The sequence below is a fragment of the Arthrobacter zhaoxinii genome (assembly GCF_024385505.1).
Classification (GTDB): domain Bacteria; phylum Actinomycetota; class Actinomycetes; order Actinomycetales; family Micrococcaceae; genus Arthrobacter_B; species Arthrobacter_B zhaoxinii.
In genome coordinates this window covers 351,939-365,551 of the sequence record NZ_JANFLT010000005.1, presented here as the reverse complement: position 1 = coordinate 365,551, position 13,613 = coordinate 351,939, and the positions used below count along the sequence as shown (strand labels likewise).

General features: G+C 66.2%; 13 protein-coding genes. 8 read left to right on the top strand and 5 right to left on the bottom strand.

Translation table 11 applies throughout. From position 1 onward, the window contains the following. Nucleotides 1-78 precede the first annotated feature (78 nt). The 8 genes from rapZ to secG all read left to right on the top strand — a co-directional run bounded on the left by rapZ (nt 79) and on the right by secG (nt 7,447). Complete coding sequence (gene rapZ, locus NNX37_RS09100) at nt 79-978, top strand: RNase adapter RapZ (RefSeq protein ID WP_255792117.1); 900 nt, start codon at nt 79-81, stop codon at nt 976-978. After that, nucleotides 978-1,994: a gluconeogenesis factor YvcK family protein gene (locus NNX37_RS09095; RefSeq protein ID WP_255792116.1), complete on the top strand. Its 1,017-nt coding sequence runs from the start codon at nt 978-980 to the stop codon at nt 1,992-1,994. Before rapZ ends, NNX37_RS09095 begins: the two co-directional genes overlap by 1 nt. 10 nt (nt 1,995-2,004) lie before the next feature. Further along, on the top strand, nt 2,005-2,985 hold the full coding sequence (gene whiA, locus NNX37_RS09090; RefSeq protein WP_255792114.1) for a DNA-binding protein WhiA: 981 nt from the start codon (nt 2,005-2,007) through the stop codon (nt 2,983-2,985). A gap of 108 nt (nt 2,986-3,093) precedes the next feature. Next, a complete protein-coding gene (locus NNX37_RS09085; RefSeq protein WP_255792112.1) occupies nt 3,094-3,720 on the top strand; it encodes a superoxide dismutase in 627 nt (208 codons plus the stop codon). 238 nt (nt 3,721-3,958) lie between these two features. Then, nucleotides 3,959-4,963 carry a type I glyceraldehyde-3-phosphate dehydrogenase gene (gap, locus tag NNX37_RS09080; RefSeq protein ID WP_255792111.1) on the top strand — a complete coding sequence of 335 codons (1,005 nt, stop codon included), beginning with the start codon at nt 3,959-3,961 and terminating at the stop codon, nt 4,961-4,963. Between the two features lie 22 nt (nt 4,964-4,985). Then, a complete protein-coding gene (locus NNX37_RS09075; protein ID WP_255792110.1) occupies nt 4,986-6,212 on the top strand; it encodes a phosphoglycerate kinase in 1,227 nt (408 codons plus the stop codon). A gap of 105 nt (nt 6,213-6,317) precedes the next feature. Next, on the top strand, nt 6,318-7,133 hold the full coding sequence (gene tpiA / locus NNX37_RS09070) for a triose-phosphate isomerase (protein WP_255792109.1): 816 nt from the start codon (nt 6,318-6,320) through the stop codon (nt 7,131-7,133). A gap of 62 nt (nt 7,134-7,195) precedes the next feature. Beyond that, nucleotides 7,196-7,447 carry a preprotein translocase subunit SecG gene (secG, locus tag NNX37_RS09065; protein WP_255792108.1) on the top strand — a complete coding sequence of 84 codons (252 nt, stop codon included), beginning with the start codon at nt 7,196-7,198 and terminating at the stop codon, nt 7,445-7,447. Nucleotides 7,448-7,535: 88 nt separating this feature from the next. Here secG and pgl read toward each other — a convergent pair whose 3' ends face one another. Genes pgl through tal form a run of 5 tightly spaced genes read right to left on the bottom strand, consistent with a single transcriptional unit; the run spans nt 7,536 to nt 13,587 of the window. Then, the gene (pgl, locus tag NNX37_RS09060) at nt 7,536-8,363 is read right to left on the bottom strand and encodes a 6-phosphogluconolactonase (RefSeq protein ID WP_255792107.1); all 828 of its coding nucleotides are present in this window, start codon (nt 8,361-8,363) and stop codon (nt 7,536-7,538) included. Continuing rightward, nucleotides 8,360-9,295: a glucose-6-phosphate dehydrogenase assembly protein OpcA gene (locus NNX37_RS09055; RefSeq protein WP_255792105.1), complete on the bottom strand. Its 936-nt coding sequence runs from the start codon at nt 9,293-9,295 to the stop codon at nt 8,360-8,362. The genes pgl and NNX37_RS09055 overlap by 4 nt, the downstream gene beginning before the upstream one ends. Continuing rightward, nucleotides 9,292-10,836: a glucose-6-phosphate dehydrogenase gene (zwf, locus tag NNX37_RS09050; protein ID WP_255792104.1), complete on the bottom strand. Its 1,545-nt coding sequence runs from the start codon at nt 10,834-10,836 to the stop codon at nt 9,292-9,294. The genes NNX37_RS09055 and zwf overlap by 4 nt, the downstream gene beginning before the upstream one ends. Continuing rightward, complete coding sequence (locus tag NNX37_RS09045; RefSeq protein WP_255792102.1) at nt 10,837-12,465, bottom strand: glucose-6-phosphate isomerase; 1,629 nt, start codon at nt 12,463-12,465, stop codon at nt 10,837-10,839. It abuts the gene before it with no gap. Nucleotides 12,466-12,471: 6 nt separating this feature from the next. Beyond that, nucleotides 12,472-13,587: a transaldolase gene (tal, locus tag NNX37_RS09040; RefSeq protein ID WP_255792101.1), complete on the bottom strand. Its 1,116-nt coding sequence runs from the start codon at nt 13,585-13,587 to the stop codon at nt 12,472-12,474. Nucleotides 13,588-13,613: the final 26 nt, after the last annotated feature.

The window sequence follows — 13,613 nt, the reverse complement described above, 5'->3', positions numbered from 1 at the left end:
GCTTGGAAACCGGCGTGTCGGCTTCGAACCGTTCGGAGTTTCTTCATAAAGCAGGGCAATCAGAATGGGACCACAGCAATGACGCAAGAGGACCGGTTAACCGTAGTCAAACCCGAGGAATCGGAGCTGCTCGTGGTGACGGGCATGTCCGGTGCCGGGCGCAGCACCGCTGCCAACGCCCTGGAAGACCACGGCTGGTACGTCGTGGAGAACCTGCCGCCGCTGATGCTGGGGACCCTCACCGAATTGGTGTCCCGGATGCCGCAGTCCATCCCGAAGCTTGCCGTGGTCATCGATGTCCGCAGCAAGGAGCTCTTCCAGGACATCCGCGAGGCGCTGCGGAACCTGCGGGCGGCCGGCGTCGGCTACCGGCTGCTGTTCCTGGACGCTGACGACTCCACCCTGGTCCGCCGCTTTGAACAGGGCCGCCGCCCGCACCCGCTCCAGGGTGACGGCAGCATCCTGGACGGTATCGCCGCCGAACGTGAGGTCCTGACGGAACTGCGGGAATCCTCCGACATCGTGGTGGACACCTCCAAGCTGAATGTCCATGCCCTGGCCACCACCGTCACCGAGCTGTTCACCGAGTCCGGCCCGATTGTCCTGCGCTTGAACGTTATGAGCTTCGGCTTCAAATACGGCCTGCCCGTGGACGCGAACTACGTGGCCGACGTCCGGTTCATCCCCAATCCGCACTGGGTCCCGCAGCTGCGCCCGCACACCGGGCTGGATGAGGACGTCCGCGACTACGTCCTGCAGGCCAAGGGCACCGCGGAATTCCTGGACCGCTACGTTGAGGCCCTGGAACCCGTGATCGACGGCTACCGCCGCGAAAACAAGCACTACGCCACGATCGCCGTCGGCTGCACGGGCGGCAAGCACCGCTCCGTTGCGGTCACGGAGGAACTGGCCAAGCGGCTGGACCAGCTTCCCCACGTTACGGTTAGCTCGCACCACCGGGATCTGGGGCGCGAATAGTGTCCTTCCTTACCGGACCGCTGCCCGTGATTCCCGAGGGCGGACGGGAAAGCTTGGACAAGGCCGGATCAATCGTCGCCCTCGGCGGCGGACACGGCCTGTCTTCGTCCCTCTCGGCCCTCCGCCTGCTCACCACCGACCTCACGGCCATTGTCACGGTTGCCGACGACGGCGGCTCCTCCGGCCGTCTCCGCCGCGAGCTGGGCGTCCTCCCGCCAGGGGACCTGCGGATGGCGCTGGCGGCGCTCTGCGATGACACCGACTGGGGACGCACCTGGCGCGATGTTATGCAGCACCGCTTCCGCTCCCAGCCCGGCGTCGAAGGCTCCCTGGATGACCACGCCCTCGGCAACCTGCTGATCGTGACGCTCTGGGAGCTGCTGGGGGACCCCGTCGCCGGCCTCCAGTGGGCCGGTGCACTGCTGGGCGCCCGCGGCCAGGTGCTGCCGATGTCCACGGTGCCGCTGACCATTGAAGGGGACGTCCTGCGCCGCACGGCGGCGGGAGACGTGTTTGAAACCATCAGCGGCCAGGCCAGCCTTGCCGCCGCCGGGGCCCGCAGCAACGTCGCCGACGTCCGGCTCCTGCCGGTCGACGCCCCGGCCTGCCCGGCCGCGCTGGAGGCCATCGACCGTGCCGACTGGGTGGTTCTGGGACCCGGCTCCTGGTACACCTCCGTGCTGCCGCACCTGATGCTGCCGCAGCTGCGCGATGCGTTGTGCGCCACATCCGCAAAGCGGTGCCTGACCATGAATCTCAGCAACGAGACAACCGAAACGTCGGGAATGAGCGCCGTGGACCATCTTGCGGTTATCCGCCGCTACGCGCCGGAATTCAAGGTGGACGCCGTACTGGTGGACCCGTCCGTGGTGGCGGACAAAGCAGCCTTCGAGGACGCGGTAGCAGAACTCGGCGGCCGTCCGGTCTTCGGTAAGGTGGGGGCAGCATCGGGGCGTCCGATCCATGATCCGCTCCGCCTCGCAACCGCCTTCCACGATATATTTGGGGAGAACTAGGAGTGTTTTTGTGGCGTTAACCGCAGCAGTAAAAGAGGAACTTTCACGTCTGGACGTGAAGAAGTCCTCAGTCCGCAAGGCCGAGGTGTCGGCAATGCTGCGTTTTGCCGGCGGACTGCACATCATTTCCGGCCGCATCGTCATTGAAGCCGAGGTGGACCTCGCATCCACCGCCCGCCGGCTGCGTGCTGCCATCGCCGAGGTGTACGGCCACGCCAGCGACATCATTGTCGTGTCCGGAGGGGGCCTGCGCCGCGGCAACCGCTATGTGGTGCGCGTCGTCAAGGACGGGGAATCCCTGGCCCGGCAGACCGGCCTGCTCGATGCCCGGGGCCGTCCCGTCCGGGGCCTGCCCTCCGTCGTGGTCAACGGTTCGGCGGCCGACGCCGAGGCCGTCTGGCGGGGTGCCTTCCTCGCCCACGGTTCCCTCACCGAACCCGGCCGTTCGTCCTCGCTTGAAGTCACCTGCCCCGGGCCCGAAGCGGCCCTGGCCCTGGTCGGCTCCGCCCGGCGGATCGGCATCTCGGCCAAGGCGCGCGAGGTCCGCGGCGTGGACCGAGTGGTGATCCGCGACGGCGACACCATCGCCGCCCTGCTCACCCGGATGGGCGCCCACGACGCGCTGATGGTCTGGGAAGAGCGCCGGATGCGCAAGGAAGTGCGGGCCACGGCCAACCGGCTGGCCAACTTCGACGACGCGAACCTGCGCCGCTCCGCCCAGGCCGCCGTCGCCGCCGGCGCCCGGGTGGACCGTGCTCTGGAGATCCTCGGCGAGGACGTCCCGGAGCACCTGCGCTACGCCGGCGAGCTGCGCGTGGCGCACAAGCAGGCCAGCCTGGACGAGCTGGGACACCTGGCGGACCCGCCCATGACCAAGGATGCGATCGCCGGCCGGATCCGGCGCCTGCTGGCCATGGCCGACAAGCGCGCAGCCGAGCTGGGGATTCCGGGTACCGAGTCCAGTGTCACTCCGGAAATGTTGGATGAATAACGTTATTGCATAGGATGGACTAAGCCTGCTGCCTTTTTCGGCAGCACGATGAGTTTCCGGATGGGAATTCCGTCCGGAACATTGATCCGACACCAACGGAGGATTTTCGTGAACGAGTACACACTGCCGGAACTGCCGTACGACTACGCGGCGCTTGAACCGCACATTTCCGCCCGCATCATGGAACTGCACCACGACAAGCACCACGCCACGTACGTTGCCGGCGCCAACACGGCCCTGGCCCAGATGGCTGAAGCACGCGACAAGGGCGAGTTCGGCACCATCGGCAAGCTCTCCAAGGACCTGGCCTTCCACCTGGGCGGCCACACCAACCACAGCATCTTCTGGAACAACATGTCCCCGGACGGCGGCGACAAGCCCGAAGGCGAACTGGCAGCAGCCATCGACGAGTTCTTCGGTTCCTTCGACGGCTTCCGCGGCCAGTTCAACGCCGTGGCCAACTCCATCCAGGGCTCCGGCTGGTCCATCCTGGCCTACGAACCGCTGGGCAAGAACCTGGTCATCGAGCAGCTCTACGACCAGCAGGGCAACGTTCCCGTGGGCACCATCCCCCTGCTGATGCTCGACATGTGGGAGCACTCCTACTACCTGGACTACGCCAACGTGAAGGGCGACTACGTCAAGGCATGGTGGAACATCGTGAACTGGGCCGACGTCGCAGCCCGCTTCGAGGCCGCCCGCACCGGCGCCAAGAGCCTCATCGTCCCGGCCTAGTTCCCCGGAAAGCCGCATATTCTGCGGGTGCCCCGGTCCGTACGGAGACTGTGACGCGTAAGATAAATCCGTAGGTCCGGTCCCGCCCGGTGCTTTCCGGCACCGGGCGGACAGGGCCACGGCGCCGCGGCCGGAAGGGTTTACCCAAGCGGAAGTGTCAGGCCGCAGTCAGTCCGGTGGCTTCTTACCCTGAGGTCACACAGCTCTCGATTGAACCCCTACTCAAGGAGACAGAACAGTGACTACTCGTGTTGGAATCAACGGATTCGGGCGTATTGGCCGCAACTACTTCCGGGCCGCCCTGGAGCAGAACGCCGACCTCGACATCGTCGCCGTGAATGACCTCACCAGCCCCGAGACCCTCGCACACCTCCTCAAGTACGATTCCGTCACCGGGCGCCTGGGGGCCGACGTCAAGGTCAGCGAAGGCAACATCGTCGTCGGGGGTAAGACCATCCGTGTCCTCGCCGAGCGGGATCCCTCGAACCTTCCCTGGAGCGATCTGGGCGTGGACATCGTCATTGAGTCCACCGGATTCTTCACCAAGGCCGAGGACGCCAAAAAGCACATCGACGCCGGCGCCAAAAAGGTCCTGATCTCCGCCCCGGGCAAGGGCGCCGACCTCACCGTGGTTATGGGTGTCAACGACGGCGACTACGACCCCGCGTCCCACAACATCATTTCGAACGCCTCCTGCACTACCAACTGCCTCGGCCCGCTGGCCAAAGTCCTCCACGAGGCGTTCGGCATTGAACGCGGCCTGATGACCACCGTCCACGCGTACACTGCGGACCAGAACCTGCAGGACGGCCCGCACCGCGACCTGCGCCGCGCCCGCGCTGCAGCCCTGAACATCGTGCCCACCACCACCGGAGCCGCCAAGGCCATCGGCCTGGTCCTGCCGGCCCTCGACGGCAAGCTGGACGGCTTCGCGCTGCGCGTTCCGGTGCCCACCGGCTCGGTCACCGATCTCACCGTGACGGTTTCCAAGGAAGCCACGGTGGAGCAGATCAACGATGTCTACAAGACCGCAGGCAACGGGCCGCTGGCAGGCATCCTGCGCTACACCGACGAGCCGATTGTCTCTTCCGACATCGTCACCGATCCTGCCTCGTGCATCTTCGACTCCGGCCTGACCCGCGTGATGGGCAACCAGGTGAAGGTTGTGGGCTGGTACGACAACGAGTGGGGCTACTCCTGCCGCCTCGTGGATCTCACCAAGCTCGTCGCATCCAAGCTTTAACCGACCGCACGTAAAGGTAGAAATGACTGTCAAAACTCTCCCCGACCTGGTCAGCGAAGGCGTCGACGGCAGGTACGTCCTCGTCCGCTCGGACCTGAACGTACCGCTCGACGACGGCCGGGTTACCGACGACGGACGTATCCGGGCATCGATTCCCACCCTGCAGACCCTCGTGGAGCACGGTGCCAAGGTCATTGTGATGGCCCACCTCGGCCGCCCGAAGGGCAAGCCGGAGGAGAAGTACTCGCTGCGTCCCGCCGTCGACCGCCTCGCTGAACTCTCCCCGTTCCCGGTGGAGTTCGCCGAAGACGTGGTAGGCGACAGTGCCCGCGGGCTGGCCGGCTCGCTGGCCGCGGGGTCCGTCCTGGTGCTGCAGAACATTCGCTTCGATCCGCGCGAAACCTCCAAGGACGACGCCGAGCGCCAGGCTCTGGCCGGGGAGCTGGCAGCCCTGACCGGGGGCAACGGCGCCTACGTAGACGATGCTTTCGGTGCCGTGCACCGAAAGCATGCCAGCGTCTACGACGTTGCCGAGGCGCTGCCCGCCTATGAAGGCGGGCTGGTACATACCGAGGTTGAGGTGCTCAAACGCCTCACCGAGAACCCGGAGAAGCCGTATGTCGTAGTCCTTGGCGGTTCCAAGGTGTCCGACAAGCTGGCAGTGATCGAGAACCTGATGGACCGGGCGGACTACCTGCTGGTGGGCGGCGGCATGGTGTTCACGTTCCTGGCGGCGCAGGGCTACAGCGTCGGCGCCTCGCTGCTCGAGACGGACCAGATCGAAAACGTCAAGGGCTACCTCAGCCGCGCCAAGGAGGTCGGCTGCGAGTTTGTCCTCCCCACCGACATTGTGGTGGCGGATAAGTTCGCTGCGGACGCAGATGTCGAGACCGTTCCTGCCGACGCCATGGAGAACAGCCGTTTCGGTGCCTCCGGCCTCGGTCTGGATATCGGTCCCGACTCCGCGGCAGCCTTCGCCGAGCGGATCCGCGGCGGGAAGACCATCTTCTGGAACGGCCCCATGGGCGTGTTCGAGTTCGAGGCCTTTGCCAACGGCACCCGTGCCGTTGCCCAGGGGCTGAAGGACTCCAGCGGCTTCAGCGTGGTCGGCGGCGGCGATTCCGCGGCAGCCGTCCGGAAGCTCGGCTTCTCGGAAGCCGATTTCGGCCACATCTCCACCGGCGGCGGCGCCAGCCTCGAGTATCTGGAAGGCAAGGCCCTGCCGGGCCTTACCGTCCTCGACAAGTAAAACCGACGGTGCGGGCCCGCTGGCATAAGCGGGCCCGCACCTGCATGTCCCATCCCGCCCGGCCTTGAACGGCCGGTGCACCGCGAGCAAGAAACCGGAGTAACCATGACCACCTCCACGAACGGCAAGTTCGACCGCACACCCCTGATCGCCGGCAACTGGAAGATGAACATGGACCACGTCCAGGGCATCACCCTGCTGCAGAAGCTGGCATGGACCCTGAGCGACGCACGCCACGACTACGGCCGCGTGGAGGTTGTGGTGTTCCCTCCGTTCACCGACCTGCGGAGCACGCAGACCCTGGTGGCCGGCGACAAGCTGAAGGTGGAATACGGCGCGCAGGATCTTTCGCCGAACGATTCCGGCGCGTTTACCGGAGATATCTCCGGCCAGTTCCTCGCCAAGCTCGGCTGCAGCTACGTCCTCGTGGGGCACAGCGAACGCCGGTCCGTCCACGGTGAGAGCGACGAGCTGCTGAATGAAAAGCTCAAGGCCGCCTACCGCCACAACCTGGTGCCCATCCTCTGCGTGGGCGAAGGCCTTGAGGTCCGCCAGGCCGGGGACCATGTGCTGCACACCCTTGAGCAGGTCCGCAAGGACCTTGCCGGCCTGAACGCCGAGCAGGTTTCCAGCCTCGTCATTGCCTACGAACCCATCTGGGCCATCGGAACGGGCGAAGTGGCGGGTCCCGACGACGCACAGGAAATGTGCGCGGCCATCCGTGCCGAAATCGCGGATCTTTACGACGACACCGTAGCTGCCAAGACCCGCCTGCTCTACGGCGGCTCGGTCAAGGCCGCCAATGCGGCAAGCATTCTGGGCGAACGGGACGTGGACGGCGTGCTGGTGGGCGGCGCCAGTTTGGATGTAGGCGAATTTGCTAATATTGTCAGGTTCGAACAACATCTGGTGACTGACTGAACTGCAGCTGAAGGGCGCCGCAGCGGCGTCTCCAATTCCCTGAGTCACCCGAAAGGCCCTAAGTGGAAATTCTGAAGATCGTCCTGCTGGTGCTCCTTGCCATCACGAGCCTGCTGCTGACGCTGCTCATCCTGCTGCACAAGGGCCGCGGCGGCGGCATGTCCGACATGTTCGGCGGCGGCATGACCAGCAGCCTTGGGTCCTCCGGTGTTGCGGAAAAGAACCTGAACCGCTTCACGGTGGCACTGGCCATTTCCTGGGGCGTGGTCATCGTGGCTCTGGGACTGCTCCAGCGCTTCGCCGGCGAAGCCTAGGCGGCAAGCAGTACCGGTAGAAATACCTAAAGGAATGGCCCCCGGATATTTCCGGGGGCCATTCCTTTATGTATGTGGACCGGGCCTTCTAGTCCTCGTCCTCTTCCGTGTCGGAGTCGTGGGACGCGAAGAGACGCCGTGACAGCTGCGACGCCGCTGCCTGGTCAATCAGCCACCGGGTCTTGGTGCGGCCGCGGGCACCGGCGGCCGGAACCTGGATTTCTCCGGCACCGGCCAGGGCCAGGCCGACGGCGCCGGCCTTGTCGTTGCCGGCAACGCCCAGCCAGACCTCGGAAGCGGTGTTGATGCTTTCCAATGTCAGGGAAATCCGTTCCGGCGGGGGTTTCGGGGCGTCCCGGACCGCAACGGTGGTGGCGCCTACGGTGCGCACGCCCGGGGTTTCCGGGAACAGGGACGCAATGTGCGCGTCCGGGCCTACGCCGAGGAGCAGGACGTCGAAGCGGGGAAGCCGCGGATCCAGCGGTTCAAACCCGGCCTCGAGCTGCTCCGCGGCGGCGGCTTCGGCCAGCTGCCGCGCATAGTCAGCGGCGGCGTCTTCCACCGTGTCGGCCTCGTTGGCCGTGGCGACGGCGTGGATCCGGGCAGCGGGAACGCCGAGCGGGTCCAGCATTGCCTGCCGGGCCTGAAGGGAGTTGAGCTCCGGGTCTCCGGCCGGAAGGAACCGTTCGTCACCCCACCAGAAGTTCACCCGGGTCCAGTCCACGGCCGTCCGCGCCGGATTGGCGGTCACGGCCTCAAGGGTTGCGATGCCTACCGTACCCCCGGTCAGCACCACGGTGGCCTCCCCGCGGCGGCTCTGGACATCCACGAGCTTGGTGATCAGCCGTGCGGCTGTGGTTGCTACGAGCGCCTGCGGATCCGGATGGATGCTGACGCCGTTGGGGGAGGGCGTCATGCCTGTGCCCCTTCCTGGGACAGGCAGGCTGCCAGTCCCTCAGTGAGTACTTCTCCGAAAACCTCGTCCGGATCCAGCCGGCGCATTTCCTCCGCCAGGCAGTCCCGCAGGGTGCGCCGTGGCAGGGCGATCTGCTGCTCGGGCTGTCCCGGCTGGGTCAGGTGGGCGGTGACCTGGTCTGGCCGGGCCAGTTCCACGTCTCCGCCGTCGCAGCTGAACATCACGCGGTGGATACCGGTGCCGGCCTGGCCTTCGATAATCTCCAGCGGTACGTTCATCGCTTTCTTAAGCCACGCCGCCAGCAGGAAGGTGCTGGCCGAGTCCGAGGCGCCCTCGACGACGATGGACCGGACCTTCGCGGCTCCGACCCCGTCCAGGACCGCAGCCAGCTGGATGCGCCAGTTGGTCAGCCGGGTCCAGCTGAGATCGGTGTCGCCGGCCGCATAGCTGTCGGCCAGTCCCAGCAGTGCCTTCTTCGGGTCATCCTCTGTGGCGGCGTCCGTGATGCGGCGGTGTGCAATGGCGCCCAGCGGTGTCTGCGCGGGATCCTGCGGCACTCCGTGCGGCCACCAGACCACTATCGGGGCGTCCGGCAGCAGCAGGGCGGACACCAGGGATTCGCTTTCCCCGGCAAGCTCGCCGTACCCGGACAGCACAATCACTTCCGAGGCACCGGCGTCGCCGCCCACCCGGATCTGCGCGTCGAGGCGCGTTTTCCCGTCCGCGCTGCCCTCGGCCAGCACGATGATGCGGCAGGGGTGTTCGCGGCTGGCCTCGTTGGCGGCGGCAATGGCCTCCTCGACGAAGTCCGGCTGCGTATCCACCACCAGGGTCAGCACGCGGCCGAGGGTCACCACACCGCCCTTTTCACGCATGGCAACAATTTCCTTGGACACCTTGGAGGTGGTGGTGTCCGGCAGTTGTACTATCACGGCCTTCTCCAGGTCCTTCCGTCTTGGGCGAGCAGCTCGTTGGCGGAGTCCGGCCCCCAGCTTCCGGGGGCATAAGGCTCGGGCTGGGTATCCAGGGATGCCCAGTATTCTTCGAACGGATCCACGATCTTCCAGGACAGCTCGACTTCCTCGTGCCGCGGGAAGAGCGGAGGCTCACCCAGCAGCACATCCAGGATCAGCCGTTCATACGCCTCGGGGCTGGACTCGGTAAAGGAGTGCCCGTAGCCGAAGTCCATGGAGACGTCGCGGACTTCCATCTGCGTGCCCGGCACCTTGGAGCCGAAGCGGATGGTGGCGCCTTCGTCCGGCTGCACACGGATGACGACGGCGTTTTGGCCGAAGTCGTCGCCGTTGTGTTCGCGGAACAGCAGGTTGGGGGAGCGTTTGAAGACCACCGCAATTTCCGTGACGCGGCGCCCGAGCCGTTTGCCGGCCCGGAGATAGAACGGAACCCCGGCCCAGCGGCGGGTATTGATGTCCAGCCGGACCGCAGCGAAGGTTTCCGTCTTGGAATCCGGGTTGAACCCTTCCTCCTCGAGGAAACCGGTGACCTTCTCGCCGCCCTGCCAGCCGCCGGTGTACTGCCCGCGCGCGGAGCTGCGGGAGAGGTCCTCCGGCAGCCGTACCGCCGCCAGCACCTTCTCCTTTTCGGCGCGGAGGTGCTCCGCGTTGAAGGAAATGGGCTCCTCCATCGCAGTCAGCGCGAGGAGCTGGAGCAGGTGGTTCTGGATGACGTCGCGGGCCGCGCCCACGCCGTCGTAATACCCTGCGCGGCCGCCGATGCCGATGTCTTCGGCCATGGTGATCTGCACGTGGTCCACGTAGTTGGCGTTCCAGATCGGCTCGAACAACTGGTTCGCGAAGCGCAGGGCCAGGATGTTCTGGACCGTTTCCTTGCCCAGATAGTGGTCGATCCGGAACACCGAGTCGGCGGGGAAGACGGACTCCACCACGTTGTTCAGTTCCCGGGCCGAGGCCAGGTCGTGGCCGAACGGCTTTTCGATGACCACGCGCCGCCACTTGCCCTCGGACGTCTTGGCGAGTCCGTGCTCGGAGAGCTGCTGGCAGACCTGTTCAAAGGACTTGGGCGGCACCGAGAGATAGAACGCGTGGTTGCCCCGGGTTCCGCGGCGTTCGTCCAGGTCCTCGAGGGTCGCCTTGAGGTTTTCGAAGGCTTCGTCGCTGTCGAAACCGCCCTCAACAAACCGAATGCCTTCGGCCAGCTGCTTCCACACACCTTCGTCGAAGTCGGTCCGGGCATGGGCCTGGACCGACTCCTTCACCTGCGCGGCGAACTCCTCGTCGCTCCACGGGCGGCGGCCGAAGCCGACCAGTGAGAAGCTCGGGGGGAGCAGGCCGCGGTTGGCCAGGTCGTAGACGGCGGGAATGAGCTTTTTCCGTGCGAGGTCTCCGGTGACGCCGAAGATCACCAGGGAGGACGGACCGGCGATCCGGCTCAGCCGGAGGTCGCGTGGATCCCGGAGGGGGTTGCCCGTCCCTGTCTTCTCCTCGGCGCGCATTTAGTTGCTGCTTTCTTCTGCTGCCAGGGCGCGCACGACGTTCTCGATTTCGCGGACCCCTTCGTCGCGGTTGAGCAGGTGCAGGCGCAGGACCGGGCGGCCCTGGTCCGCAAGGACCTGAGCGTCGCCGGCTGCCTGCGCACTGATGAGCTCACCGAAGGTGAAGGGCCGGTCCGGAATGGAAACGTCTTCGGCAGGCCTGCCGGTGATCTGCAGGTAAACGCCCTGCGCCGGCCCGCCCTTGTGGAACTGGCCGGTGGAGTGCAGGAAGCGCGGACCCCAGCCGAAGGTCACGGGACGCCCGGTGGCTGCTGCCAGCTCCGGGCGGATGCCGGCGAGCTCTGCCTGCCGGGCACGGTCGAGGTAGGCCTGGACGCTGAGGTAACCGTCCGTGCCCAGGTGGCGGAGCAGGGCGGCCAGCGCGCCGCGGAGGGTGTGTGCCGTGCCGAGCAGGTCGGCCGGGCCGCGCACCTCGACGGACCCGTCCACGAAGGAGGGCTCCGTGGCTTCGGGGGTGGCGTCCAGCAGTCCGCGTGCTGCCTTCTTCGCAGCCTCGACGTCGGGCTGGTCGAACGGGTTGATGTTCAGCAGGCGTCCCGCCACGGCGGTGGCGAACTCCCATAGCATCATGGAGCCGCCCAGGCTGCCGGAGACCACCACCTGGTCCCCTTCGGGGAGGGCCTCCGAGTCAACGGGGACAATCCGGACGGTGAGCACGTCGCCGGCTCCGGAAACCATCTCCGGTGCGCCGGGCTCGACGGCGACGGGCAGCAGGCCGGTGCCGAGCTTGCCGGTGGACTCGGCAATCAGCTGCTCCGCCCAGTCCGGGAAGCCGGCCAGGCCGGAGCCTTCGTCCACAATAACGATCTTGTTGCGCAGCGGATCGGTTCCGCCGAGTGCCGCTCCGAGTTCCAGGCCGATGTTGTCCGGTGCGTCGTCCCGCAGGATTTCCGCCGTCATCTCGGCGTCGTCCAGCAGGGTTTCAATGTCCGCTCCGGCCAGGCCCGAGGGCACCAGGCCGAACGCGGTCAGGGCGGAGTAGCGCCCGCCGACGTTGGGGTCGGCGTTGAACACGGCGCGGTACCCGGCCTCACGGGCCGCCGAGTCCAGGGGAGACCCCGGGTCGGTGACAACCACAATGCGTGACTTGGCGTCGATACCGGCGTCGGTGAAGGCCTGTTCGAAGACCCGGCGCTGCGAATCGGTCTCCACCGTGGAGCCCGACTTGGAGCTCACCACAATGACGGTTTCCGCCAGGCGGTCGCCCAGGGCTGCGGCGACGACGTCGGGGTCGGTGGAATCCAGCACGGTCAGGTCCACACCCGCGGAGCGGGTAATGACCTCGGGCGCCAGGGAAGAGCCGCCCATGCCGGCCAGGACCACGCGGGTCACCGACTCGGCAGCGAGCTCTTCCCGAAGCGCCGCGATCTGTCCCACGAGCGGCCGGGAGCTTTCTCCGGGATTGAGCCAGCCCAGGCGAATGGACGCCTCGGCTTCGGCATCGGGACCCCACAGGGTGGGATCCTGTGCCACGAGGCGGGAGGCAACTTCATCTCCCACGAGTTCGGGCACCTTGGCGTCGACGGCGGCACTTGCCGCCCCGGCTGCTTCAAAGGACAGTGTGGTCATGTTTTCCTATGCCTCTTTCGCGGTATCCAGTGCGTTCTGAACGGTCTGCAGGAGTTCGCCCCAGCTGACCACGAACTTATCGAGGCCTTCGGTCTCCAGCTGCTCCACAACGTCGTTGTAGGAGATGCCCAGGCCGTCGAGCTGGTCCAGCACGCCGTTGGACTCGGTGTAGGTGCCGGTGATCGTGTCGCCGGTGACCTCGCCGTGGTCCGCTGTGGCTTCCAGCGTCTTTTCCGGCATGGTGTTCACCGTTTTCGGAGCCACCAGGCCCGTGACGTACAGGGTGTCCGGCAGGGCCGGATCCTTCACTCCGGTGGAGGCCCACAGCGGACGCTGGGCGTTGGCGCCGGCTGCTGCCAGCACCTGCCAGCGCTCGGAGGCGAACTGCTCTTCGAAGACCTGGTACGCCAGCCGGGCGTTGGCCAGTCCGGCCTTGCCCTTCAGGGACTTGGCATCGTCGGAACCGACGGCGTCGAGGCGCTTGTCGATCTCGGCGTCGACCCGGGAGACGAAGAAGGACGCGACGGAGTGGATGGTGGACAGATCGTGCCCGTTCTCCTTCGCCTGTTCAATGCCGAGCATGTACGCGTTGATGACCTCGCGGTAACGCTCGAGCGAGAAAATCAGGGTCACGTTCACGCTGATGCCCGCGGCCAGCGTGGCGGTGATGGCCGGCAGGCCTTCCTGGGTCGCGGGGATCTTGATCAGGACGTTGGCGCGGCCAACCTTGTCGAAGAGTTCCTTCGCCTCGTTGATGGTGCCCTGGGTGTCACGCGACAGGCGCGGATCCACCTCGATGGACACGCGGCCGTCAACCCCGTTAGTTGCTTCGTAGACCGGTGCGAAGACATCGCAGGCCTGGATGACGTCGTCGGTGGTGATCTCGAAGACCGACTTGTTGACGTCGGCGCCGGAACGCGAGAGCTGCTGCACCTGGGCGGCGTAGGACTCGCCGTTGGCCAGGGCCGAGGCGAAGATGCTCGGGTTCGTGGTCACGCCGACCACGTTCCACTCATCGATGAGCTTCTTCAGGGAACCGGAGACAATCCGTTCGCGGGAAAGGTCGTCCAGCCAGATGGAGACGCCGGCTTCGGAAAGCCGGGCCGTGGGAGTGGAAGTCATTGTTGATGCTCCTTTATTAAGGGGAA